Here is a 23,728-nt window from a genome sequence, read left to right as displayed (position 1 = left end):
TCCCGCAGCGGGCTGCAGATGAATGAGCAGGCGATTATCGCCCGACGCCCGGATCGCTTCCGTGACGTCCGGCTGCTATGTGTATCAGGCGCCCTGCAAGAGCGGAATCAGGCCGCCGCGGCTGTCGAGCGCCATCAGGTCGTCGCAGCCGCCCACGTGGGTGTCGCCGATGAAGATCTGCGGCACTGTGCGCCGCTGGGTGATCTCCATCATGGTGCTGCGGGCTGCGGGGTCACTGTCGATGCGGATTTCTTCGATCTGCTCGACACCCTTGGACTTGAGGATTTGCTTCGCGCGAATGCAGTAGGGGCAGACGGCGGTGGTGTACATCTTGACGGCTTGCATGGGATGTATCTCAGGGAGATTCAGGCTTTTTCAACCGGCAGGTTGGCCTCTTTCCAGGCCTTGAGGCCGCCAGAGACGGCTTGGGCCTGCTCGTAGCCGAGTTTCTTGGCCATGGCCACGGCGCGCTGGGCGCGGGCTCCGGTGGCGCACACCAGCAGCACCGGCACGTTCTTGTTCTTGACCGCGCCGGTCAGCTTTTCTTCGAGCTGGTTCAGGGGCACGTTCTTGGCGCCGATCATGTGGCCGGTGGCGAACTCTTCGGGTTCGCGCACATCGACCAGCACCGCGCGTTCGCGGTTGATGAGATGCACCGCTCCCTGGGCCGTGAGCGTGCCGCCGCCGGCGCCGCGAACCAGCGGCCAGGCCAGCATGCCACCCGAGCTGAGCGCGATCAGGATCAGCATCCAGTTGGCGGTGACGAATTCGATCAATTTCACGGGGGTTCCTTGGATGGCAAACCCAGGATTTTAGAATGCTGGTTTTCCCAAGCGCTGCCAAAGGCTTCCCACATGCACAAACTGGTACTGATCCGCCACGGCGAATCGACCTGGAATCTCGAAAACCGCTTTACCGGATGGACGGATGTCGACCTGACCGAAACCGGCATCGAGCAGGCCAAGCAGGCCGGCCGGCTGCTCAAGGCCGAGGGCTACGATTTCGACGTGGCCTACACCAGCGTGCTCAAGCGCGCCACCCGCACGCTCTGGCACACGCTGGACGAACTCGACCGCACCTGGCTGCCGGTGGTGCATTCCTGGCGCCTGAACGAGCGCCACTACGGCGGCCTCCAGGGGCTGAACAAGGCCGAAACGGCCAAGAGATACGGCGACGAGCAGGTGCTGGTCTGGCGCCGCAGCTACAACACCCCCCCTCCGCCGCTGGAAGCCGACGACCCGCGCAGCGAACGCAGCGACATCCGCTACGCCAAGCTGTCGCCCGAGCAGATTCCGCTGACCGAGTGCCTGAAGGACACGGTGGCGCGCGTGCTGCCGTTCTGGAACGAATCGATGGCACCTGCCATCCGCGCCGGGCGCCGCCTGGTGGTGGCGGCGCACGGCAATTCGATCCGGGCGCTGGTCAAGTACCTGGACGGCATTTCGGACGACGCCATCGTCGGCCTGAACATTCCGAACGGCATTCCGCTGGTCTACGAGCTCGATGACGAGCTCAAGCCGCTGCGGCACTACTACCTGGGCGATGCCGCAGCCGCCGAGAAGGCCGCCGCGGCGGTGGCGTCGCAGGGCAAAGGCTGAAGAAAAGAAAACCCTTGGCGGCGCTCCCCCGTGGAACCCCGGCAGGCAATTTGCTTCCAAGCTGTGTATATTGGCTCGACAGCCGACAAGGACAATCACTCATGATGGGCCAGAAATTGAAGATTACCGGCTGGGTCGCCGCTGGCGCCGTGGCCGGCGTCCTGACCACCGTCTCGCTGCAGACGGTCGCGCGCGGCTCGCTTGCGCCGCTCCCGCTCGAGGAATTGCAGCAGCTCGCTGCCGTTTTCGGGATGGTCAAGAGCGACTATGTCGAGCCGGTCGACGAGAAAAAGCTCATTTCCGACGCCATCTCCGGCATGGTGGCCGGCCTCGACCCGCATTCCCAGTACTTCGACAAGAAGTCCTTCAAGGAATTCAGGGAAGGCACGACCGGCCGCTTCGTCGGCGTGGGCATCGAGATCTCGCAGGAAGATGGCCTCATCAAGGTGGTGTCGCCGATCGAGGGCTCCCCGGCCTTCCGCGCGGGCCTGAAGCCGAACGACCTGATCACCAAGATCGATGACACCGCCGTGCGCGGCCTGTCGCTCAACGAAGCCGTCAAGCGCATGCGCGGCGAGGCCAACACCAAGGTGCTGCTGACCATCTTCCGCAAGGACGAAAGCCGCACCTTCCCGGTCACGATCACTCGGGAAGAAATCCGTACCCAGTCGGTGCGCGGCAAGGTCATGGAGCCGGGCTACGGCTGGATCCGGCTGTCGCAGTTCCAGGAGCGCACGGTCGACGACTTCGTGAAGAAGGTCGAAGACATCTACAAGGAAGAGCCCAACCTCAAGGGACTGGTGCTCGACCTGCGCAACGACCCGGGCGGCCTGCTCGACGCGGCGGTGGCCATCTCGGCCGCCTTCCTGCCCGAAAACGTCACGGTGGTGTCCACCGACGGCCAGCTGGCCGAAAGCAAGTCGGTCTACAAGGCGGCGCCCGAGTTCTACCAGCGCCGCTCCGGCAGCGATCCGCTGCGCAACCTGCCCGCCGCGCTCAAGACCGTGCCGCTGGTGGTGCTGGTGAACGAAGGCTCGGCCTCTGCGAGCGAAATCGTGGCCGGTGCGCTGCAGGACCACAAGCGCGCCACCGTCATGGGCAGCCAGACCTTCGGCAAGGGCTCGGTGCAGACGGTGCGCCCGCTCGGACCGGACACGGGCCTCAAGATCACCACGGCGCGCTACTACACGCCGAGCGGAACCTCGATCCAGGCCAAGGGCATCGTGCCCAACGTGCTGGTCGACGAAAGCGCCGAGGGCAGCCCCTTCGCAGCCCTGCGCATGCGCGAGGCCGACCTCGAGAAGCACCTGGCCAGCGGCCAGGGCCCCGAGACCAAGGACCCGGAACGCGAAAAGGCCCGCGACGAAGCCCGCAAGCGCCTTGAAGAGGAAGCCAAGAAGCCGCCGCAGGACCGCAAGGTGCCCGAGTTCGGCACCGACAAGGACTTTCCGCTGGTGCAGGCGCTCAACCGCCTCAAGGGCCAGCCGGTGCTCGTGAGCAAGACGCAGGTCATCGTCGACAACAAGGAAGAGAAGAAGGAAAACTGAGGCCGCGCGGCGACCAAGGGCGAGCCGAGGCGCGCATGGACGATCACGACCTGCTGCGCTATTCGCGGCACATCCTGCTCGAGGAGTTCGGCATCGACGGCCAGGAGCGCGTCAGTGCCGGGCACGCGCTGGTCATCGGCGCGGGCGGCCTGGGTTCACCCGTGGCGCTGTACCTTGCAGCCGCCGGCGTCGGGCACATCGTGCTGGTGGACGACGACGAGGTCGACCTCACCAACCTGCAGCGCCAGGTCGCCCACACGAACGCACGCGTGGGCCGCCCCAAGGTCGAATCGGCCGCAGAGGCCATGCGCGGCATCAACCCCGACATCGCCATCGAGACGCACGCCCTGCGCGCGGACGAGGCGCTGCTTTCGCGCCTGGTCGCGGCGGCGGACGTGGTGCTCGATTGCTGCGACAACTTTGCCACCCGTCACGCCGTCAACCGCGCCTGCGTGGCGCACGCCAAGCCGCTGGTGGCCGGAGCGGCCATCCGCTTCGACGGCCAGCTGAGCGTGTACGACACGCGCGACCCCGCCTCTCCCTGCTATGCGTGCCTCTTTCCGCCCGACGCGGCCTTCGAGGAGACGCTTTGTGCGGTGCTTGGCGTTTTCGGCCCGGTGGTCGGCACCATCGGCACGCTGCAGGCCAGCGAAGCGCTCAAGCTGCTGGCGGGCATCGGTCCGTCGCTGGCGGGCAAGCTCCTGATGTTCGACGGGCGCCGCACGGCGTTCGACACGTTGCAGGTTGCGCGCGATCCGCATTGCATCGTCTGCGCAAACCGCGCAGCGGACGCCTGACGACAAGGGCGGGCGCCCTCCTCCTGCGGGGGCGGGCTGCATCAGCGCTGCTGCTTCGCGCCTTTCGCCTTGGCCGCACCCGCGGCCGCCGCACCGGCTGTGGGTTTGTTGGCTTGCGCCAGCACACCCTTGCAATCGGCATCCTCGCCCGGCCCCGTTTCGACGGTGGCGGCCAGGGCCAACAGCGGATTGAGCGCGCCCAGCACCAGTGCGGCGATGCCCCGCTCCGCCAATGGCGCAGCCTGCACCCCGCCCGACGGCGCCCCGAAGGTGCCGCCGATGACCAGCGGCGAGCGCAGCGACAGGAAGCTTTTGTCCTTGGGCTCGGGGCGAACCACGAAGTCGAGCTTTTCGGTGGCCAGGTTGGCCTGGCCGCTGCCATAAAAGACCGTGTCTTCGGTGTCCAGCACCATGCTGCGGCTGGTCATGAGGCCCTTGTCGACGTCGAAGGCCATTGCGGCGCAGCGCAGTTCGACGTTCTGGTCGCCTCGCAGCAGGAACTTGATGATCTCGGCGCCGTCCAGCCCCATGAATTCGAGCAAGAGGTTGCTGAACCGCCCTCGCCCGGTCAGCGCCGCGACGTCGCCCGAGGCGCCGCCGAGCCAGCTTGCCACCGAGGTTCCCCGGCCCGAGAGGTTGATCCGGCCGTCGAGCCTGCTGAAGCTGCTTCGCATGGTCTCGATCTTCGGGACCAGTCGGTTGAGCTGCACGTTGCGCAGTTCGAGCGACGCGCGGATGTCCGCGGGGTTCTGGGTGGCGTCGATGCGGATGGCGCCGGCCAGCTTGCCGCCGCCCACGCCCAGGTCGAGCGGCTCGAGCGCGAGCACGCCGTTGTTCAGCTTGATCTGCACGCTGCCACGGTCGAGCGGCATATCGCGCACGTTCTTGATCCGGTCGGCCACGTACTTCACGTCGGCGTTCATGGCGCGCAGGCGGTCGAAGTCGAGGGTGGCGGTGGGCAGCACCTTGGTGTCCCGGCCGCGCTTGACCTGCTTGATGGTGGGAGGCGGCGCCACGCCTTCGACCGCCTTGGCCGACCGCTCGGTGGGCGGCAGGCCGATGAGCGGGCCCAGGTCGTCCATGTCCATCACCCGGGAGCGCAGTTCACCCGCGAGGTGCGGCACGCGGCCCGCCTGGTCGAAGCGCATGTCGCCGGCGATGTCGGACAGGCCGAGCCTGCCCTTTAGTCCGGCCACCTCCCATTGCTTGCCGCGCTTGCGCAGGTCGCCGCTCAGCGCATAAGGGGAGGTCTCCGGCAGCGCAATGCCCAGCAAGGGGAACAAGGCGCCGAGGGTCTGGCCCTTGAGTTCGAACTTCGCGTCGATGCCGTCGAGTTCGGCAAAGTCGGTCACCGTCCCCGAGGCCTTGAGGCGCGTCTGGCCGGCCGCGCCATCGATTTCCAGCGGAAACGGCGACCCGCCGGCTGCCTTGAGCTGCAGCACGTTGCCCGTGCGCCCTTCGGCCGTCAGCGACTGGCCCTTGTAACGGCCTTTGACGCGATAGCTGAGCGGCAGGTCGCCGCGGCTGGAGTCGTAGCTCACGTCCGCGTGCATGTCGACCCCGAGGTGCTTGGCCAGGAAATCAACCGCGCCGCCGTCGACCTCCATCAGGCCGATGACGGGCACCGTGCCAGGATCGGAGGTGTCCTTGCCAAGCGCCCAGGTACGGCGCCCGTCGGCCTCCATCTGAAGGCCCAGCGTTGGCGAGACGAGCGCCAGCCGCGGAATCACGACCTTCTGCCTGATGAGGGGCCAGAGGCGGATGTCGAATTCGGCGCGCTCGGCCTTGACCAGGTAGGGGTCGCGCGCCCACGGCGGATTGGCGAACTCGATGCCGTCGGCCTTGATGGTGGCTCCGCGCAGCCCGAGCCCGACGTCGAGCCGGCGCGTGATCTCGAACTTGCGCCCGGTCTTTTCGCTGACATAGCGGTTCAGGGGTTCGCGCAGCGTGTCCCACGGAAAGAACGCCAGCACCACCGCCAGCAGGGCGAGCAGCAGCAAGAAGGCCCCCAGCACTTCGAGCCAGAGCGGTCCGTTGCGAAGCCGTTTGCGAAGGAGGACATTCGATGCCATCCCGTGTGAATAAACCGGTCGCGGCGCTTCGCGGGTCGGCAGCGGACCGCAAAAACCGTGAGCCATTGCCTACGAATGAAGAGATAAAGCGGCTTCGTCAGAACCCGCCTACAACACGCTTCCCCCGAACCCTGCATGATGCTTGCCGGCGAGGCATCAATCTCAATGCGCAGACACTCGCCAGCAGGAGTTCGCAGACACCTGCCAACGTCAGAGGAAGCGCGGTTCGGCATGGATACCAGATTGCAGACCTATATCGTCGAAGACAACCCCACGATCCGTGAAAACCTCATTGGCACTCTGGAAGAACTTACCTGCACGACGGTCGTCGGCTTTGCCGAAACCGAAGCACATGCGAGGCAGTGGCTGCACGACCATAGCGAAGAGTGGGATTTGGCGGTGGTCGATCTTTTTCTCAAGCAAGGCAGCGGGCTCGGCGTGCTCCAGGCCTGCACCACGCGCCGGGCCAATCAGAAGGTGGTGGTGCTCAGCAACTATGCGACGCCCGACATCCGGCGGCGCTGCGCCGAATTCGGTGTCGATGCGGTGTTCGACAAGTCGAACGAGATCGACGCACTGGTCGACTTCTGCATCCTCGAGGCAGCGGCTCACCGCCCCGCCGCGAACCCGGGCTGAAGAAAATAAAAAAGCGGCCGCAACGGGCCGCTTCTTCTTCGACACGGGGCTTTCGCCCTCAATCGATGAGCTTGTTCTTCAGCGCGTAGTACGTGAGGTCGCTGTTGGAAGACAGGTTCATCTTCTCCATCAGGCGCGTCCGGTAGGTGCTGACGGTCTTGACCGACAGCGACAGCGTCTTGGCAATATCGCCCGCGGTTTCGCCCTTGGCAAGTTTCAGGAACACCTGGAACTCCCGCTCCGACAGTTGTTCGTGCGGCGCAGCATCGTCCTTGCGGTCGAGCTGGCGTGCGAGCAACTCCGCCACGGCTGGCGTGATGTAGCGGCGGCCGAGCGAGATGGTGCGAATCGCATTGACGATCTCGATCGGGTCGCATTCCTTGTTGAGGTACCCGCTCGCGCCCTGCCGGATGAGATTCATCGCGTAGTGCTCTTCGGGGTAGCCACTCAGGATCAGGATGCCCACGTCCGGCGCCTTGGCGCGGATCATGGCAAGCGCGTCGATGCCGCTCTGCCCGGGCATGGAAAGGTCCATCACCAGCACGTCGAGTTCGGTGGTGCGCACCAGTTCGATGGCTTCGCGGCCACTGGCGGCTTCACCGGCCACGCGCAAGTCGACGTGTTCGGAGAAGAACTGCCTCAGGCCAGATCTCACGATGGCGTGGTCGTCCACAATTCCAATTTTGATCATCTGTTACTTTCTTCGTTGTGTCGCATCTGTGGAAGCTGCAACATGCCGGTCCCCTGCTAGTTATCGATTATTCACGAACTTGTGTTGAAAGCACCTTCGAAAGTTTCATGCACTGGTTAGCCCCTCCAAAAATGGCTGTGAGCCTCCTGCTCGCGGCGCTGGCTGCGCTGGCACTCGTTGGCATCAACGAGGCCGGCTACCGCCAGTCGAGCCGTGCCCTGGCGGACATCGGCGAGGCGCAAAAGGTGCGCGCCACGCTCAACCTCATCCTGCAGAACATGCTCGATGCCGAAACCGGCCAGCGCGGCTATCTCCTGACCGGCGAAACCAGTTACCGCCAACCCTACGACGCGGCGGTCAAACAGGTCGACGGGCATCTGGCCACGCTACGCCAACTTTACGCCGAACGGCCGGTCGAGCGTACGCAGTTGGCGGAGCTTTCCAAACACGTGCTGCGCAAGATCGCCGAAATGGACATGAGCGTGCGGCTGCGACAGGACGGCAAGGACGACGCCTGGAAGTTCGTCATCACGACAGATGTCGGGCGCGAGGAAATGGACGCCATCCGCAAAAGCGCCCTCGACCTGGTCGCAACCAGCAACAGGACCCTGAACGAAAGCCAGGTGCAGGTGATGAAGTCGCTGCAGCTCGCGCGCATCGGCACCGCCATCGTGGCGCTCGCGGCCTTTTTTGCGTTTTTCCTGTACCTGCGGCAGACGCATGCGCTGCGCTCCATCGGGGAGCGCCAGCAGGAAACGCTGCAGCGGGAACGCAATGCGCTCGAAGACGAGGTGCGCGAACGCACTGCGTCGCTGGCCGAGCTGGCCACCCACCTGCAGGACGTGCGCGAAACAGAGCGCGGCTATCTCGCGCGCGAACTGCACGACGAACTCGGCTCGCTGCTCACGGCGGCCAAGCTGGACGTCGCCCGGCTCAAGTCGAGACTGCTCGATGCGCCCGACGCCACCCAGCGGCTGCAGCATCTGACCGAACTCCTCAACAGCGGCATCGCGCTCAAGCGCCGCATCATCGAAGACCTGCGGCCCTCATCGCTTTCGAACCTCGGGCTGGTCGCGTCGCTCGAGATTCTCGGGCGCGAATTCGCCGAGCGCTCGGGCATCCAGGTGCAGATGGCGCTCGAACCCGTGACCATGGACGAATCGCGCCAGCTCACGATCTACCGCATGGTGCAGGAGAGCCTCACCAACATCGGCAAGTACTCGGAAGCCAGCGAGGCCACGATTGTCATGAAGAACTACGAGAACCACGTGATCGTGGAAGTCGCCGACAACGGGAAGGGCTTCGATCCCCAGCGCGTCCACCCCGCAACCCATGGCCTCGCGGGCATGCGCCACCGGGTCGAGGCCGCCCGCGGCAGGCTCACGATCTCGTCGACCCCGGGCCGGGGCACCCGCTTGACCGCCATGCTGCCCACGGTCAAGGTGCTCTGACGCGGCACTGCGGGCCGCGCCGCCGGCTCCCTTGCCCGATTCGCCGCACAGGCGGCGTCCGAGGGAACTCGGCCATCTCCTACGCACCCCGCGTCCGGTCGCTGACAGGGCCTGGCGAGGGGGGCACTTAAGGTTGCTTCCGAGCCGTTCATCTCATTCTTTTTTGAACGGGCCTTCTTAAAAACTACGAGCGAAGCCTCGAAGGAGTCCACATGTTGCATTACGCAGTGGTGTTTCTGGTCATCGCCCTGATTGCCGCCGTGTTCGGTTTCGGCGGCATTGCAGCCAGCGCTGTAGGGATCGCAAAGATCCTTTTCGTGATCTTCGCCGTGCTTGCCATCGCTAGTTTTCTGGCCGGCTTGCTCAGGCGCAAGTAGCGTCGTTACGATCGGCAGGCTCCCGCAATTCATCTCCCCGGAAAGGAAATTCTCATGAACACGACGACCAAGACTCCCTCGCAAATTGCCGACGAGGCGCGCCAGACTGCCAGCGACGCGGTCGACACGACCCGCGCCTATGCACAGAACGCAGTGAATGCGGCCGGCGAGAAGGTGCGCGAACTGCGCCGCGATGCGGAACCCGCGGTCGAGCAACTGGCAGCGCGCGTGCAGCAGGCAGTGCAGCGCGGCCTCGATGCGGCCTCGACCACGAGTGCCCGTGCCCAGCGCCGGCTCGAACAGGCTGCCGACGTCACCGGCCGCTATATCTCCGACCAGCCCGTGCGCTCGGTGCTGATTGCCGCCGCAGCCGGTGCCGCAATCACCGCTCTCATCGTGCTGGCCAGCCGCAACCGTCGGGACGACTACTGATCCGCTGCTGCTGATACGCCGTTCCAACGATCCCCCGCACCATGCTGCATCCGATCTTTTCCACGGTGCTCGGGCATCCGGAACTCATTGCCGAACACGCGGCGAACTACGCGGCCCTGGTCAGGCAGGAAGCCTCCGAGGCCGGGCGCGGCATTGTCGCGCGCATCGTGGCTGGCGTACTGGCGGCGGCCAGCGCCATGCTGGCGCTGGGGCTCATCGGCGTTGCGGTGCTGATGGGCGTGCTGCATGGCAGCTTCCACTGGGTGCTGGTGGCCGTTCCCGGCGTGGCGCTGGTGCTTGCCGGCATCTGTGCCTGGCTCGCCGCGCGTCCGTTTCCGGCCTACGGGTTCGACGATCTGCGCGAGCAGGTCCATGCGGACCTGACGGCATTGCACGAAGCAGGGGCCCGCCATGAACGACGCTGAGCGCAGTTTTCTCACGCCGAAGGAGCGGCTTGCCATTTCGCGCCAGGCGCTCGTCCGAGAGTTGAACGGCGACGACGAGCCGGACGACCGTCTCCGCGGCAGGCTCAGCGCGGCGCAGCAAGAGCCGGCGGGAATGCCCGACGTCGACGATGCCGGGGACCCCGGCCACCCGTTCCGCGGGCACCGAAGATGGGTCTCGATGGCACGCAGCATGACCGAGCGCTGGTGGCGCCGCCATCCGGCCCATGCAATGGGCCAGCTTGCCCGGCCGGTGCTCGAGCACTATGCCCGCAAGGAGCCGGCCAAGCTCATGGCAATCGCTGCGGCCACGGGCGCGGCGATCGTGCTTCTCAGGCCATGGCGCGTGCTCTCCTTCACGGCGGTGCTGGCGGCTGTGCTCAAGACATCCGACGTGGCTGACGTCGTCAACACGTTGATGCAGAAAAACACAAGCCCACGAAAGGACCCTCCATGAATGCCCACGTTTCCACTGCCGCGAAGCCGGCAGAACACCAGCGCCTGGTGCTCGACGAAAAAGCCATCGGCGAGGCAGCCAAGAGCCTCGACGAAGGAGCGGTCACGCCGAGCTACGGCCCCTGGCGGGATGACGTGGTGAAGCTGCTGAACGACGCACTCGCCACCGAACTGGTCTGCGTGCTGCGCTACAAGCGCCACTACTTCACCGCCAACGGCGTGTCGTCGCCGAAGATCGCCGAAGAATTCCTGGTGCATGCCAATGCGGAGTCGGGCCATGCCGACCGCATTGCGGAACGCATCGTGCAGCTGGGCGGCGAGCCCGACTTTTCGCCCACCCACCTGCTCGACCGCAGCCACGCGGACTACGACGAATCCACCGAGCTGCAGGCCATGGTGCGCGCCAACCTCGTGGCCGAGCGCATCGCCGTCGAGACCTACCGGCAGATGATCAACCTGATCGGCGACAAGGACCCGACGACCCGGCGCATGCTTGAAGACATTCTTTCCGACGAGGAAGAGCATGCCGACGAGTTGAAGGACTGGCTCGGGCACTGACAGGGCCCCAGGCAGGCCGCCATCGAGACAAAAAGCCCGGACGAACCGGGCTTTTTCTTTTTACTTGGCAAGGAACCGAGAAAACGGTCAGCCCCTCACCTCGAGCTGGTTGTTCACCGAGGTCACGCCCTGCACGCCCTTGGCGATCTCCTCGGCACGCGCCTTGGCAGCGGCATTGGGGGCCGGCCCCTTCAGGCTCACGACGCCGCCCTTGGTGTCGACGTCGATCTTGATGGCGCTCAGGTCCGGATCCTTCGCGAGGCCCGCGGAAACCGATGAGGTGATCGCGGCATCGTCCACGGTCGCGGTCATGGCGGCGCCAGCGCTCTTGGCGGCGTCCTTCAGGTTGGCCATCCCTTCCTTCACCTCGGCGGTGGTGTTGGAGGCGTCGATCTTGGCCTTCGCATCCTTGACGGCCTCTCCGGTCTTGGCAGCAGCGGTGTCGGCGGCCTTTTCGGTCTTCGAGATGGCGCTGTCGAGCTTCTCGCCGGCCGTGCGGTTGTCCGACTTGTCGCATGCGGCGAGTGTCAGTGCGGTGCCAGCCATCAGTACGTAGAGCCATGCGCGCGGGAACGGCATCGCGGTGGTTTGTCGAGTCTTGTTCATTTGAAATCCTCCAAACGCTCATGGGAGCGGGGAAAAAAGGCATGGCCACGGCAGTAGCCTTCCCCACTCTAGCTTCCATGCGGGCCAGCCAGGGGGTGGCCGGCGGCCCGAAATCCTGTAGGACAGAAAAGGTCAAGCCGTGACGATCCAGCCTTCGAGCGGATCGAACCGCTGCGGCAGGCCATAGCCCGGCCCGGGTGTGGAGGCGCGCTGTGCGCTCCAGGCCGCCTGTACCAGGCAAAGCACCGCATCAATGTGGTCGCCGCGGGCGTCGCCCAGCAACTCGCTGCGCTGCGCGCGGTTGAGCTCCAGCCGCAGGCCGAGCCGCGAAGCGCCTGCCTCGAGCGCGGTGAGCAGGTCGCCTCGCGCCGCCAGCCGCTCGGGCGTCTGCCTGGCCAGCTCATCGCTCTTGTAGCTGCGACGCCCGATCAGCTCGCGGGCCAGCAGCCCCGGATAGGCTTCCAGCGCCACGCGGCCCCGGTGGCTGCCGGCGTGCAGGCCCGGCAGGCTCGCGCCCGCGGCCAGCAGAGGCGGCACGCCGGCATGGAGCATGAAGGCGACCGGCGGGTTGACCCATTTCATCGACGTGCTCGAACCGGCGGGCGCGTCGGTCGCCCGGTGTGCGAACTTGCCGCCGACCGGACGGGCCGCGCAGAAGGCGGCAAAGGTGGCACGGATGTCGGCGCGGCGGAGGCTGGCGTAGTGGGCCATGAGCGCACCCCACTCTTGCGGCCAGCGCAGATGCTCGACCAGTTCGCGCGGGAGGCCGAACGGAAAATCGAAGCCGCCGATCCATTCCGGTTCGGTGCGCAGCCACCGGGCCCAGGCATCGAGGGTCGTGAAGCGCTGCAGGCCCGCCAGCGCCAGGGTGCCCGCATCGCCGATGCTGCCCATCGCCACGACGATCGGTTTGCGCGGCGTGGGTGCGCATGAAAAATCGCAGCCGATGAGCAGCATCGCGCCAGCCCCTCACCCCAGCGCAAGCGCCACCACACCGGCGGCGATGAATGCGGCGCCCAGCAGCCGCAGCAGGCGGTCGCCCTCGCGCAGCAGATGGCCGCCGATCAGCGCTGCGAAGAGCATCGAAACCTCGCGTGCCGGCGCGACGTGCGAAATGGGCGCCTGCTGCACGGCATAGAGCACCAGCACGTAGGAGACCGGACTGATCGCAGCCACCAGCAGCGCGTACTTCCATTGCGCGCGCCACATGCGCGCGGTCGTGGCGCGGTCGTGCAGTGCCGCGGGCAGCAACAGGCCCACCCGCACGAAGTTGCCGAAGTAGTCGAGCAGGATCGGCGACATCGCCAGGAATTTGACCGCATAGCTGTCGGCCACCGTGTAGGCCGCGATGAAGGCCCCGGTCAGCACGCCGTAGCGGATGCCTTTCTTCACCCGCTCGCGCTGGACGGGGTCGTGCTTCTTGCGCCACAGGCCCGGACCGCCCGCCACCAGGAACACGCCGAGCACCACGCCCGCAATGCCTGCAACGCCCATCAGGCTGATGCGTTCGCCAAGGAACAGGATCGCAACCAGCGACGACAGCAGCGGGCCCGAGCCGCGCGCCAGCGGATAGACCACCGTGAGGTCGGACTTGCGATAGCCGCGCAGCAGGATGACGTAGTAGAAGACGTGCAGCACGCCGCTCAGCGCGATGAACCCCCACTCCGTGTAACCCCAGCCCGGCACCACGCTCCAGCCCAGTGCGATGCCCACGGGGGCCCACACGACGGCCATGAGCACGCCGCTCTGGAAAGCGAAGCGCGCATCGCCGTTCGCCTTCTTGGCGGCGATGTTCCAGCTGGCGTGGATGATCCCGGCGAGCAGGATCAATGCGAAGGCTGAGAGCGGCACCCGGCTTATGCGAGGCCGGAAGAAAGCGAAGTGCCGGCCGCGGGTGCCACGCTCTTCAGTGGCGGCCGACGATGGCTGCGGTGGCCATCAATTCTTCGAGCAAGGCTAGCGACACCTTGCCCGACACCGCGTACGGGTTGAGCTCGGGCTTTTCCGAGTACTTGAGCAGCGTCGAGGCATTGAGCTTGGAGAGGTTGACCTGCCCCATGGTCCAGCCGCCGAAGCGGCGCTCGGAAATTTCTTCATAGTGCAGCAGCACCACGTCCTTGTGGCGCGCATCGCGCTGGATGTGGCCGTACAGCTCGCTGACGGCCGTGCGCCCGCCTTCGATGGCTTGCAGGAACGTGCCGGCGCCGTAGCAAAGAATGCCGGTGATGCCGCAGGCCGTGTTGTGCGCGCGCGATTGCGCGAGGATGGCTTCGACGGCCTCGGGGCTGTTGTCGACGGCGCGGCTGGCGTAGAGAAGTCGGACGAGCATGATCAGGCCTCCCGCTGGGCCGCCCCAAGGGAGGCCTGCACCCCCTCGGGGGGCAGCGAATACACGAAGTGATGAGCGTGGGGGTTCACATTCAGCTCCTTCTCGGCAGGAGGGAAAGAAATTCGCGACGCAGGCTCGGGTCCTTGAGGAACACGCCGCGCATCACGGAGTTGATCATCTTGCTGTCCATTTCCTTCACGCCGCGCCAGGCCATGCAGAAATGCTCGGCTTCCATCACCAGCGCCAGGCCGTCCGGCTGCGTCTTTTCCTGGATCAGGTCGGCCAGCTGCACCACGGCTTCTTCTTGGATCTGCGGACGGCCCATGACCCATTCGGCAAGGCGGGCGTACTTGGACAGGCCGATGACGTTGGTGTGCTCGTTCGGCATGATGCCGATCCACAGCTTGCCGATGATCGGGCAGAAGTGGTGCGAGCAGGCGCTGCGCACGGTGATCGGGCCGACGATCATCAGCTCGTTCAGATGCTCGGCATTCGGAAACTCCGTGAGCGAAGGCGGCGCCACGTAGCGGCCCTTGAACACTTCGTTGAGGTACATCTTGGCCACCCGGCGCGCGGTGTTGCCGGTGTTGTGGTCGTTCTCGAGATCGATCACCAGGCTTTCGAGCACGCCCTTCATCTTCACCTCGACCTCGTCGAGCAGGGACTCGAGCTCGCCGGGCGCGATGAACTCGGCAATGTTGTCGTTGGCGTTGAAGCGCTTGCGCGCGGCCGTCAGGCGCTCGCGGATCTTCACGGAGACGGGTGTGCCCTCGTCGTCGTTGTTGCCATCAGGGCGCGGTTCCACGTCGGTTTTCCTCAGCATCCGCGCATGGTATCAGCGAACGCATTTTGGCTGCCGGGGCGGGAGAAGCAGCGCGCAGGGTGCGAAGCGCGCCGGCTCGGGCCTCAGGGCAGCGTGAAATCGGCCACCAGCGGAAGGTGGTCGGACATCCGCGCCCAGATCGGGCCCCGCGGCACCGAGCAGGCCACCTGCTCGAGTTGCCGCGCGTAGATGAAATCAAGCTGCGCCACGGGCAGGCGCGAAGGATAGGTGAGCGTCGGCGGGCCGCGCAGGTCGCTGGTGTCGCGCAGGCCCATGGCATTCATGGCGTGGCGCATGCGCGCGCCCCAGTCGTTGAAGTCGCCCGCGACGACCACCGCCTCGCCCGTCGGCACTTCGCGTTCGATGAACTCGCGCAACCGGGCCACCTGCCGCACCCGGCTGCCCTTGATGAGCCCCAGGTGCACCACGATGGCATGCACCGGACGGTCCTCCACCTCGATGACGACGTGCAGCAGCCCGCGCTGCTCGAAGCGGTGGTCCGAAATGTCCTGGTGGCCGCTGCGGATCACCGGCCAGCGGGTGAGCAGCGCATTGCCGTGCTCCCCGTGGCGCGTGACGGCATTGGTTTCGTAGACGGCGGTATAGCCCTCGGGCGCCAGAAAATCGGCCTGGGGCATCTCGGGCCAGCGCGCAAAACGCGCCTGCGCCTGCCGGTTCATCTTGCGCACCTCTTGCAGGCAGACGATGTCGGCGTCGAGCTGCTCGATGGCATGCCCCAGGTTATGGATCTCGAGGCGCCGGGCAGGCCCGATGCCCTGCACACCCTTGTGGATGTTGTAGGTCGCGACCCGAAGCGTGTGTGCCGGCAGGTTCATCGCGCAAATTCTGGCAGCAACAGAATGGCTTCGGCATTCGACGGGGAAAAGCACGCGTCGGCGGCCTCGCGGTACGGCAGCCATTTCCAGGCCGTGTGCTCGCGGGGGGCGAGCGTGGGCACCACGCGCTCGGGCACGCAGAGCCCGAACAGGTGCTCGGTGTTGTGCGTGATGCCCGGTTCGTAGCGCGCACGCCAGCCCGGGTAGATTTCGTAGACGTTGCGCAGCTGCCAGTCGACCAGTTGCGCTGCCAGCGGGCTGCCCTCCCCGCACTGGATGCCGGTTTCTTCCGCCACCTCGCGCGCCGCGGTGAGCGCGAGCGGCTCGTCGGCTACGTCCTTGCTGCCGGTGACCGACTGCCAGAACTCGTGGGCGTCGGCGCGCCGGATCAGCAGCACCTCGAGCGCGGGCGTGTGAATGACGACCAGCACCGACTCCGGAATTTTCCAGGGCCGGGCGATGGTCGTCATGGGCGCATCAGGCGGGCTGCTGGACGTTGCGCAGCCGGATGTGCAGTTCGCGCAGCTGCTTTTCGTCCACCGGGCTCGGCGCCTGCGTGAGCAGGTCTTGCGCGCGCTGGGTCTTGGGGAAGGCGATCACGTCGCGGATCGACTCGGCGCCAGTCATGAGCATGACGAGGCGGTCCAGGCCGATGGCGATGCCGCCGTGCGGCGGCGCGCCGTATTGCAGCGCGTCCAGCAGGAAGCCGAACTTGAGCTGCGCGTCCTCGGCATTGATCTTGAGCGCGCGGAACACCTTGCTCTGCACTTCCTCGCGATGGATACGCACCGAGCCGCCGCCCATCTCGATGCCGTTGAGCACCATGTCGTAGGCCTTGGCAATGCACTTCTCGGGCGCGGTGTCCATGAGGTCTTCATGGCCGTCCTTCGGTGCGGTGAACGGGTGGTGCACGGCCGACCAGCGCTGGCCTTCCTCGTCGAACTCGAACATCGGGAAGTCGACCACCCACAGCGGCGCCCAGCGGTCGTCGAACAGGCCGCTCTTCTTGCCGAAGGCGCTGTGGCCGATCTTCACGCGCAGCGCGCCGATGGCGTCGTTGACGACCTTTTCCTTGTCGGCCCCAAAGAACAGGATGTCGCCGTTGCGGGCACCCGTGCGGGCAATGATTTCGGCCAGCGCCGCATCGTCGAGGTTCTTGACGATGGGGCTCTGCAGGCCTTCGCGACCGGCCTGCGCGTCATTGACCTTGATGTAGGCCAGGCCCTTGGCACCATAGATCTTGACGAACTCCTGATAGGCGTCGATCTCGCCGCGCGAGAGGCCGCCTTCGGCACCGCCGCCCGGCACGCGCAGCGCGACGACACGGCCGCCCTTCATGGTGGCGGCATTCGAGAACACCTTGAATTCGACGCGCTTCATGAGTTCGGTGAGCTCAGTGAATTCAAGCTTCACGCGCAGGTCGGGCTTGTCCGAGCCGTACTTGAACATCGCATCGCCGTAGCTCATGGTCGGGAACACCGGCAGGTCGATGCCCGCGGCGTTGCGGAACACGGTGCGGATCATGCCCTCGAACATCTCGCGGATTTCTTCTTCGGCCAGGAAGGAGGTCTCGATGTCGATCTGCGTGAACTCCGGCTGGCGGTCGGCGCGCAGGTCTTCGTCGCGGAAGCACTTCACGATCTGGTAGTAGCGGTCATAGCCGGCCACCATCAAGAGCTGCTTGAAGAGCTGGGGCGACTGCGGCAGCGCGAAGAAGCTGCCGTCGTGCACGCGGCTGGGCACGAGGTAGTCGCGCGCGCCTTCGGGCGTGGACTTGCCGAGCATCGGGGTCTCGATGTCGATGAAGCCGTTGGCATCGAGGAACTTGCGCGTTTCCATCGTCACCTTGTAGCGCAGCATCATGTTGCGCTGCATCACCGGGCGGCGCAGGTCGAGCACGCGGTGCGTGAGGCGGGTGGTTTCCGACAGGTTGTCGTCATCCAGCAGGAACGGCGGCGTGACCGACGGGTTCAGCACCTTGAGTTCGTGGCACAGCACTTCGATCTTGCCGCTCTTGAGCTGATCGTTGGTGGTGCCTTCGGGGCGGGCGCGCACCAGGCCGGTGATCTGCACGCAGAACTCGTTGCGCAGGTTTTCGGCCACGGCGAAGGTGGCGGCGCGGTCGGGGTCGCACACCACCTGCACGTAGCCTTCGCGGTCGCGCACGTCGACGAAGATCACGCCGCCATGGTCGCGGCGGCGGTTGACCCAGCCGCACAGGGTGACGGTTTGGCCCATCAGGGCTTCGGTCACAAGACCGCAATAGTGAGTACGCATGGCCATATCTTGAATTCCGGCGCCGCGAAGGCGCGTTTTTTTACTTGATCGCGAGGGACGAGGGGCCGCCGGGAACGACCACCCCCATCGAGACGATGTACTTGAGCGCTTCGTCCACGCTCATCTTCAGTTCGATGCAGTCGCTGCGCTTGAGCATCACGAAATAACCGCCCGTGGGATTGGGCGTGGTCGGAACGTAGACGCTGAGATAGTCGCCGCCGCCCAGGTGCTCGACCACGTCGCCACCGGGCGTGCCGGTCACGAAGGCGATGGTCCAGACCCCCTCGCGCGGCCACTGCACCAGCACGGCGGTCCGGAAGGCATTGCCGTTCTCGGAAAACAGCGTGTCGGACACCTGCTTGACGCTGGAGTAGATCGAGCGCACGACCGGAATGCGCCGCACCACGGCGTCGCCCCAGCCGAGCAGGCGCTTGCCTACGAAATTGCTCGCAATGGCGCCCACGCCCAGCAGGATGGCCAGCGTGAGCAGCACGCCGAGCCCGCGCACGTTGTTGTCGTACAGCCATTTCTGCCAGACCGACGGCAGCACCCAGAGCGTCTGGTCCAGCGTGTCGATGATCCACTTCAGCACCGCCAGGGTGATGAACAGCGGCACGATCACCAGCAAGCCGGAAAACAGCCATTTGCGCAGGGCGAGCATGGTGTGTGTTCTCAGGCGCCCTTGGCGGCTGCTGCAGGGGCTGGCGCCGGAGCAGGACTGGGCGCGGGGGCAGGGCTCGAAGCTTCCGCGGTCTTGGCGGCCGCGGCCGGCGCAGCGGCGGCGTCGCCATTGGTCGCCGCCGGGGCCGTTGCGGGCTCGGCCTTCTTGCCGCCGCCATCGCGGAAATCAGTTACATACCAGCCGGAACCCTTGAGCTGGAAACCGGCGGCGGTGACTTGCTTCTCGAACGCACTCGCGCCGCACGTCGGGCACACCGTGAGCGGCGCATCGGACATTTTCTGCAGGGCGTCCTTGGCAAAGCCGCAGGCGCTGCACTTGTAGGCGTAAATGGGCATTGGAATTGAGTGGAAAAAGCGGCGCGGATTCGGCGTAAAAGCCTGGCAAAGGCCGCTCGCAAAGCCCTCGATTATAAGGGCCGCCCCGCCAACCGGCGCGTCTTCAGGCCGGTTCCGTGGCCAGCAGCCGGTGCGGCGTGCGTGTATTGGCCACCCACTGCGGCGCCAGCGATCCGGCCACCATGCCGGTGAACGAGGCGAGCACCCCGGCCAGCTGGGCCGGAAATGCCGTGCCCCAGGGCAGCGCCAGGAACAGCAGCCAGACACCGATGCCGAACAGGATCGAGGCGACAGCGCCCTGGGTGGTGGCGCGGCGCCAGTACAGCCCGCACACCAGCGGCACGAAGGCGCCGACCAGCGGCACCTGGTAGGCGCCGGACACCAGCTCGTAGATGGGCGTGCCCTGCATGCGGATGGCATAGGCCAGCACAGCCGCGCTGAAGACCAGCACGGTGATGCGCATGGTCATGAGGTTCTGGCGGTCGGTTCCCGAGGGCCGGAACTGGCGCCAGATGTTCTCGGTGAACGTGACGCTCGGCGCCAGCAGGGTGGCCGAAGCGGTCGACTTGATGGCCGACAGCAGCGCGCCGAAGAACAGCACCTGCATCACGAAGGGCATCTTCTCGAGCACCAGCGTGGGCAGCACCTTCTGCGGATCTTCCTTCAGCAGCGCGGCGGTCTGCTCCGGCATGATCAGGAGCGCGCTCGCCACCAGGAACATGGGGACGAACGCGAAAAGAATGTATGCCACGCCGCCGATCACCGGTCCCCGCGTGGCGGCCTTGGTGCTGTTGGCGGACATGACGCGCTGGAACACGTCCTGCTGCGGAATGGAGCCCAGCATCATCGTGATGGCCGCGGCAAAGAAGAACACCATGTCGTGCCAATTGGGCTCGGGCCAGAACTTGAAGAGGTCCTTGCTGACCGCGAAGGCCACCACCTTGTCGGCACCGCCGGCCATGTTGCCGGCGAACATGGCGATTCCGGCAAGCCCCGCGACGAGGATGATCATCTGGATGAAATCGGTCACCGCCACCGACCACATGCCGCCGAACAGGGTATAGGCCAGGATCGAGACCACCCCGATCACCATGCCCACCGGAATGCTGATGGCGCCGGCCGAGAGCACGTTGAACACCAGCCCCAGCGCCGTGACCTGCGCCGACACCCAGCCCAGGTAGCTCAGCATGATGATGAGCGAGCAGGCCACCTCGACACCGCGGCCATAGCGCTCGCGGTAGTAGTCGCTGATGGTCAGGAGCGTCATGCGGTAGAGCTTGCCCGCGAAGAACAGCCCGACCAGGATCAGGCAGGTGCCGGCACCGAAGGGGTCTTCGACCACCCCGTTCAGCCCGCCCTCGATGAACTTGGCCGGAATGCCGAGCACCGTTTCGGACCCGAACCAGGTCGCGAAGGTGGTCGTCACGATCATGTAGAGCGGTAGATGCCGCCCCGCAATGGCGAAGTCGGTGGTGTTCTTCACCCGCTTGGCGGCGTAAAGGCCGATCGCGATGGTGACCAGCAGATAAACGACAACCAGCGTCAACAACACGGGGACTCTCCTCTAGAACAACTTCACGCGCACCAGCACCTGCATGGCGAGCAACCCCAATACAAATCCCATGCCACCGTAGAGGATGGCCTGCAGCAGCCGGTTGGTGCGCTTCTGCGCGGCCAGCAGTTCCAGCAGCTCGCGGCGGTGGTCGGCGGGCCGATTTTCAAGGAAATCGTGCAGCAGCCGCGGCAATTGGGGCAGCAATTTTGCATAGCGCGGCGCCTCGGCCTTGAGCTGCTCGAACAGCTTCCTGGGCCCGATCTGGTCGACCATCCATTTTTCCAGGAAGGGCTTGGCGGTATGCCAGAGGTCGAGCTCGGGATCGAGCTGGCGGCCCAATCCCTCGATGTTGAGCAGGGTTTTCTGCAGCAGCACCAGCTGCGGCTGGATCTCGACGTGGAAGCGGCGCGAGGTCTGGAACAGGCGCATCAGCACCATGCCGAGCGAAATTTCCCGCAGCGGCCGGTCGAAGTAGGGCTCGCAGACGGTGCGGATCGCCGCCTCCAGCTCGTCGATGCGGGTGCCTTCGGGCACCCAGCCGCTTTCGAGGTGAAGCTCGGCCACGCGCTTGTAGTCGCGCCGGAAAAAGGCCACGAAGTTCTGCGCGAGGTACTCCTTGTCCGACTCGGTCAGCGTGCCGATGATCCCGAAGTCGAGCGAAATGTAGCGCCCGAAGGTCTCGGGCACGAGGCTCACCTGGATGTTGCCCGGGTGCATGTCGGCGTGAAAGAAGCCGTCGCGAAACACCTGCGTGAAGAAGATGGTGACGCCGTCGCGCGCCAGCTTGGGAATGTCGACGCCGGCCGCACGCAGGCGGTCGAGCTGGGCAATGGGCACGCCGTTCATGCGCTCCATCACGATCACCTCGGGGTGGCAGAAGTCCCAGAACATCTCCGGGATCAGTACCAGGTCGAGTTCGACCATGTTGCGACGCAGCTGGGCCGCATTGGCCGCCTCGCGCACCAGGTCGAGCTCGTCGTGCAAGTACTTGTCGAACTCCCCCACCACCTCGCGCGGCTTCAGGCGCTTGCCGTCGGGCGAGAGCTTCTCGACCCAGCCGGCCATCATGGCCATGAGCGCCAGGTCTTTCTCGATCACGCCGCGCATGTTGGGCCGCAGCACCTTGACCGCGACCTCGCGCACCTCGCCCTCGTTGGTGCGGATGGTCGCGAAGTGGACTTGCGCGATCGACGCGCTGGCAATCGGCGTCTCGTCGAACTGCACGAACACGTCGCCCACGGGACGGCGGAAGGCCCGCTCGATGGTCGCGATGGCCACGGACGAGGGGAACGGCGGCACGCGGTCTTGCAGGAAGGCGAGTTCGTCGGCGATGTCGGGCGGCAGCAGGTCGCGCCGGGTCGACAGCACCTGGCCGAACTTGACGAAGATCGGGCCCAGCCGTTCGAGCGCCTCGCGCAGCCGCTGGCCGCGGGGCGCATCGAGATTGCGCCCGATGGAAACGACGCGCGCCACCACGCGCAGCCAGGGTTTCTGGAAGCTCGTGAGCACGAGCTCGTCCAGGCCGTAGCGCAGCGCGACCCAGACGATGAAAATTCCGCGGTAGAAGCGCCTCATTCGGGCGTGCTCGCCGAGCCGGCCGACGAACCGCCGGCCTGCCGGGGCTTGCGATCGCCGACGAACTGGCGCAGTGCGCCCACGACCCGGCGCGCGCCATTGGAAATGGTGTGCGCCGGCACGTCACCGACCAGGCGGGCGAGGTCGTCCTCGACATCCCAGCGCACGTGGTCGACCAGCCAGTTGACCTCGGCCGCGAGCTGCACGTCGCCGATGATCTGCACCGAAGGCTTGCCGCCGCGCAGCGTGGCACGGGCCAGCTCGAAGGGGGATTCGTCGGTGACGGTGAGCGTGAGCTCGGGCACCGATCCGGCGGGCGCCAGGTCGAGAAGGCCGGCGGGCGTGGCTACCAGCTCCATCGTCACGAAGCGCCACTGGAAGCGCACCACCCGCCCCTGCTGCCGGAGCAGCCGCTGCTGGGCCTCGGGCTCCTGCTGCAGCACATGGTTCAGAAACAGCACCGCGCGATGCTGGATCTCGTGCACCGCCCAGGCGGGCGGCTGCAGACGTTCGCCGATGCGATTGAACAGATCGTCGAGAAAAGAAAATGGGGACGATGGTGTGGCCATGTCCCCATTATCGGTTCTGCGGACGGCCTCCCGGCCGCTGGAATGCGCTTACTGCAGCGCTTGCACGCCCGCCACCAGCCAGCCGCTGGTGCCGCTGGTGGGCTTGGTCATGTTCCAGACTTCGCGGAACGGGCCCGGGCCGGCGGAAGCATCTTCGCGGATCATGCCGGAGAACTCCACGCTCGCCATGTAGACATCGGCCAGTTGCTCGATGCCCAGCAGCTTGGCGTCGAGCATCACGACTTCGGTCTTGTTCGAGGCGCCGCCGGTGTGGCTGGCGCGATCGGCCAACTGGGTGCGGATCTCGTCGACCATGCCGTCGGTCATCATCGAGCGCAGGGTCGTGACGTCGGCGCGGTCCCATGCGTCCTGCAGGGTCACGAAGTTGCGCTTGGCGGCGCTGAGGAAGCCGTCCACGTCGAAGCCGACCGGAATGCCCCACGACTGCGAACCCGACAGTGCCGAACCGATCATGCTGCCGCCGGCCGCAGCACCTGCCGCGGAAAGGCTGCTGCCATGCCGCTCATCGGCATGTGCGGGCGTGGCGTCGAAGGCGCTCGTGTTGCGCTCCCATGGCCGCGCCGACGCGTCGTTGCCGACGTTGGCGGGGCTGTACTGCGCCGGGGAACCGGCATTCGCCGGATTGCCCGCGCCTTCGAAGGCAAAGCCGCCTGGGCGGTTCGCGCCCGACGAGGCTGCCGAACGCGCCTTGAACATGCGCCAGACGAACAGCGCGGCCATCACGAGCAGCCCGATCAGAAGGATGTTGGCAAAGCCGGCGCCGAGGCCCAGCGAATTCGCGAGCCAGGCCAGACCCAGGCCGGCGGCGAGGCCACCGAGCATGGCGCCCCATGGACGCTTCGGAGCCGCGGCGGCGGGCGCCGGCGTGGCCGGCTTCGGCGCTGCGTTGGTTGCGCTTTGCTGCGTGGGCGCGGTGGGCGATGCGGATTCGCGCTGCGTCACGTTGGACGACTGGCGACCGACCGACTTGCCGCCGCCGATGCGGGCCGCATCGGCTTGCACGCTGACCAGGGCCAGCACGCAGGCCAGGAACAAAGAACTCAAACTTTTCATGTCGTCTCC

At 66.0% G+C, this 23,728-nt stretch carries 28 protein-coding genes; 10 read left to right on the top strand and 18 right to left on the bottom strand.

The window, feature by feature from the left end:
- Positions 1 to 84: 84 nt before the first annotated feature.
- Both grxC and ACAM55_RS04785 read right to left on the bottom strand, forming a co-directional pair.
- Complete coding sequence (gene grxC / locus ACAM55_RS04790; RefSeq protein WP_369654910.1) at positions 85 to 345, bottom strand: glutaredoxin 3; 261 nt, start codon at positions 343 to 345, stop codon at positions 85 to 87.
- Between the two features lie 20 nt (positions 346 to 365).
- Entirely contained in the window at positions 366 to 773 is a 408-nt protein-coding gene (locus ACAM55_RS04785) for a rhodanese-like domain-containing protein (protein ID WP_369656337.1), read from the bottom strand.
- 81 nt (positions 774 to 854) lie between these two features.
- On the opposite strand from ACAM55_RS04785, the gene gpmA reads away from it, so the two are divergent.
- The 3 genes from gpmA to ACAM55_RS04770 all read left to right on the top strand — a co-directional run bounded on the left by gpmA (position 855) and on the right by ACAM55_RS04770 (position 3,942).
- Complete coding sequence (gene gpmA, locus ACAM55_RS04780) at positions 855 to 1,598, top strand: 2,3-diphosphoglycerate-dependent phosphoglycerate mutase (protein ID WP_369654909.1); 744 nt, start codon at positions 855 to 857, stop codon at positions 1,596 to 1,598.
- A gap of 104 nt (positions 1,599 to 1,702) precedes the next feature.
- Positions 1,703 to 3,145: a S41 family peptidase gene (locus ACAM55_RS04775; RefSeq protein ID WP_028258792.1), complete on the top strand. Its 1,443-nt coding sequence runs from the start codon at positions 1,703 to 1,705 to the stop codon at positions 3,143 to 3,145.
- Positions 3,146 to 3,180: 35 nt separating this feature from the next.
- Positions 3,181 to 3,942 (top strand): ThiF family adenylyltransferase, encoded by a 762-nt coding sequence (locus ACAM55_RS04770; protein WP_369654908.1) that lies wholly within the window; start codon positions 3,181 to 3,183, stop codon positions 3,940 to 3,942.
- A 41-nt stretch (positions 3,943 to 3,983) separates the two neighbouring features.
- Here the strand turns inward: ACAM55_RS04770 and ACAM55_RS04765 are convergent, their stop codons facing one another.
- Positions 3,984 to 6,014, bottom strand: coding sequence for an AsmA family protein (locus tag ACAM55_RS04765; protein ID WP_369654907.1), 2,031 nt, complete (start codon positions 6,012 to 6,014; stop codon positions 3,984 to 3,986).
- Positions 6,015 to 6,245: 231 nt separating this feature from the next.
- Between ACAM55_RS04765 and ACAM55_RS04760 the strand changes: the two genes are divergently transcribed.
- Positions 6,246 to 6,650 (top strand): response regulator, encoded by a 405-nt coding sequence (locus ACAM55_RS04760; RefSeq protein WP_369656336.1) that lies wholly within the window; start codon positions 6,246 to 6,248, stop codon positions 6,648 to 6,650.
- Positions 6,651 to 6,708: 58 nt separating this feature from the next.
- Here the strand turns inward: ACAM55_RS04760 and ACAM55_RS04755 are convergent, their stop codons facing one another.
- The gene (locus tag ACAM55_RS04755) at positions 6,709 to 7,341 is read right to left on the bottom strand and encodes a response regulator transcription factor (RefSeq protein ID WP_007837167.1); all 633 of its coding nucleotides are present in this window, start codon (positions 7,339 to 7,341) and stop codon (positions 6,709 to 6,711) included.
- Between the two features lie 131 nt (positions 7,342 to 7,472).
- Between ACAM55_RS04755 and ACAM55_RS04750 the strand changes: the two genes are divergently transcribed.
- From ACAM55_RS04750 to ACAM55_RS04725, 6 genes are all read left to right on the top strand, one after another.
- Positions 7,473 to 8,792, top strand: a complete 1,320-nt coding sequence (locus tag ACAM55_RS04750) for a CHASE3 domain-containing protein (RefSeq protein ID WP_369654906.1) — start codon at positions 7,473 to 7,475, stop codon at positions 8,790 to 8,792.
- Positions 8,793 to 9,004: 212 nt separating this feature from the next.
- Positions 9,005 to 9,169: a DUF1328 domain-containing protein gene (locus ACAM55_RS04745; RefSeq protein WP_354397872.1), complete on the top strand. Its 165-nt coding sequence runs from the start codon at positions 9,005 to 9,007 to the stop codon at positions 9,167 to 9,169.
- 54 nt (positions 9,170 to 9,223) lie between these two features.
- Positions 9,224 to 9,601, top strand: a complete 378-nt coding sequence (locus ACAM55_RS04740; RefSeq protein ID WP_369654905.1) for a hypothetical protein — start codon at positions 9,224 to 9,226, stop codon at positions 9,599 to 9,601.
- A gap of 41 nt (positions 9,602 to 9,642) precedes the next feature.
- The gene (locus tag ACAM55_RS04735) at positions 9,643 to 10,026 is read left to right on the top strand and encodes a hypothetical protein (RefSeq protein ID WP_369654904.1); all 384 of its coding nucleotides are present in this window, start codon (positions 9,643 to 9,645) and stop codon (positions 10,024 to 10,026) included.
- Positions 10,013 to 10,501, top strand: a complete 489-nt coding sequence (locus tag ACAM55_RS04730) for a hypothetical protein (protein WP_369654903.1) — start codon at positions 10,013 to 10,015, stop codon at positions 10,499 to 10,501. The genes ACAM55_RS04735 and ACAM55_RS04730 overlap by 14 nt, the downstream gene beginning before the upstream one ends.
- Positions 10,498 to 11,058, top strand: a complete 561-nt coding sequence (locus ACAM55_RS04725) for a bacterioferritin (protein ID WP_369654902.1) — start codon at positions 10,498 to 10,500, stop codon at positions 11,056 to 11,058. Before ACAM55_RS04730 ends, ACAM55_RS04725 begins: the two co-directional genes overlap by 4 nt.
- Before the next feature lie 87 nt (positions 11,059 to 11,145).
- Here the strand turns inward: ACAM55_RS04725 and ACAM55_RS04720 are convergent, their stop codons facing one another.
- The 14 genes from ACAM55_RS04720 to ACAM55_RS04655 all read right to left on the bottom strand — a co-directional run bounded on the left by ACAM55_RS04720 (position 11,146) and on the right by ACAM55_RS04655 (position 23,719).
- The gene (locus ACAM55_RS04720; protein WP_369654901.1) at positions 11,146 to 11,664 is read right to left on the bottom strand and encodes a BON domain-containing protein; all 519 of its coding nucleotides are present in this window, start codon (positions 11,662 to 11,664) and stop codon (positions 11,146 to 11,148) included.
- Positions 11,665 to 11,796: 132 nt separating this feature from the next.
- The gene (locus ACAM55_RS04715) at positions 11,797 to 12,621 is read right to left on the bottom strand and encodes a DUF429 domain-containing protein (protein WP_369654900.1); all 825 of its coding nucleotides are present in this window, start codon (positions 12,619 to 12,621) and stop codon (positions 11,797 to 11,799) included.
- 12 nt (positions 12,622 to 12,633) lie between these two features.
- Complete coding sequence (locus tag ACAM55_RS04710) at positions 12,634 to 13,515, bottom strand: EamA family transporter (RefSeq protein WP_369654899.1); 882 nt, start codon at positions 13,513 to 13,515, stop codon at positions 12,634 to 12,636.
- Positions 13,516 to 13,570: 55 nt separating this feature from the next.
- Positions 13,571 to 13,993 (bottom strand): BLUF domain-containing protein, encoded by a 423-nt coding sequence (locus tag ACAM55_RS04705; RefSeq protein ID WP_369654898.1) that lies wholly within the window; start codon positions 13,991 to 13,993, stop codon positions 13,571 to 13,573.
- Positions 13,994 to 14,084: 91 nt separating this feature from the next.
- The gene (folE, locus tag ACAM55_RS04700) at positions 14,085 to 14,816 is read right to left on the bottom strand and encodes a GTP cyclohydrolase I (RefSeq protein WP_093023800.1); all 732 of its coding nucleotides are present in this window, start codon (positions 14,814 to 14,816) and stop codon (positions 14,085 to 14,087) included.
- An 83-nt stretch (positions 14,817 to 14,899) separates the two neighbouring features.
- Positions 14,900 to 15,652 (bottom strand): endonuclease/exonuclease/phosphatase family protein, encoded by a 753-nt coding sequence (locus ACAM55_RS04695; protein WP_369654897.1) that lies wholly within the window; start codon positions 15,650 to 15,652, stop codon positions 14,900 to 14,902.
- Complete coding sequence (gene nudB, locus ACAM55_RS04690; RefSeq protein WP_369654896.1) at positions 15,649 to 16,122, bottom strand: dihydroneopterin triphosphate diphosphatase; 474 nt, start codon at positions 16,120 to 16,122, stop codon at positions 15,649 to 15,651. The genes ACAM55_RS04695 and nudB overlap by 4 nt, the downstream gene beginning before the upstream one ends.
- A gap of 7 nt (positions 16,123 to 16,129) precedes the next feature.
- A complete protein-coding gene (gene aspS / locus ACAM55_RS04685) occupies positions 16,130 to 17,935 on the bottom strand; it encodes an aspartate--tRNA ligase (RefSeq protein ID WP_369654895.1) in 1,806 nt (601 codons plus the stop codon).
- A 34-nt stretch (positions 17,936 to 17,969) separates the two neighbouring features.
- Positions 17,970 to 18,590: a DUF502 domain-containing protein gene (locus tag ACAM55_RS04680; RefSeq protein ID WP_369654894.1), complete on the bottom strand. Its 621-nt coding sequence runs from the start codon at positions 18,588 to 18,590 to the stop codon at positions 17,970 to 17,972.
- Positions 18,591 to 18,601: 11 nt separating this feature from the next.
- Positions 18,602 to 18,946, bottom strand: coding sequence for an FmdB family zinc ribbon protein (locus ACAM55_RS04675; RefSeq protein WP_369654893.1), 345 nt, complete (start codon positions 18,944 to 18,946; stop codon positions 18,602 to 18,604).
- Between the two features lie 103 nt (positions 18,947 to 19,049).
- Positions 19,050 to 20,498, bottom strand: a complete 1,449-nt coding sequence (locus ACAM55_RS04670; protein ID WP_369654892.1) for a sodium:solute symporter family protein — start codon at positions 20,496 to 20,498, stop codon at positions 19,050 to 19,052.
- Between the two features lie 12 nt (positions 20,499 to 20,510).
- A complete protein-coding gene (gene ubiB / locus ACAM55_RS04665) occupies positions 20,511 to 22,076 on the bottom strand; it encodes a ubiquinone biosynthesis regulatory protein kinase UbiB (protein WP_369654891.1) in 1,566 nt (521 codons plus the stop codon).
- Positions 22,073 to 22,645 carry an SCP2 domain-containing protein gene (locus ACAM55_RS04660; RefSeq protein ID WP_369654890.1) on the bottom strand — a complete coding sequence of 191 codons (573 nt, stop codon included), beginning with the start codon at positions 22,643 to 22,645 and terminating at the stop codon, positions 22,073 to 22,075. Before ACAM55_RS04660 ends, ubiB begins: the two co-directional genes overlap by 4 nt.
- Positions 22,646 to 22,693: 48 nt before the next feature.
- Positions 22,694 to 23,719, bottom strand: a complete 1,026-nt coding sequence (locus ACAM55_RS04655; RefSeq protein ID WP_369654889.1) for a Tim44 domain-containing protein — start codon at positions 23,717 to 23,719, stop codon at positions 22,694 to 22,696.
- Positions 23,720 to 23,728 lie beyond the last annotated feature (9 nt).

The sequence above is a fragment of the Variovorax sp. V213 genome (assembly GCF_041154455.1).
GTDB lineage: Bacteria > Pseudomonadota > Gammaproteobacteria > Burkholderiales > Burkholderiaceae_C > Variovorax.
Note: the sequence above shows the minus strand (reverse complement) of the source record. Positions and strands in the feature narration are given on the sequence as shown.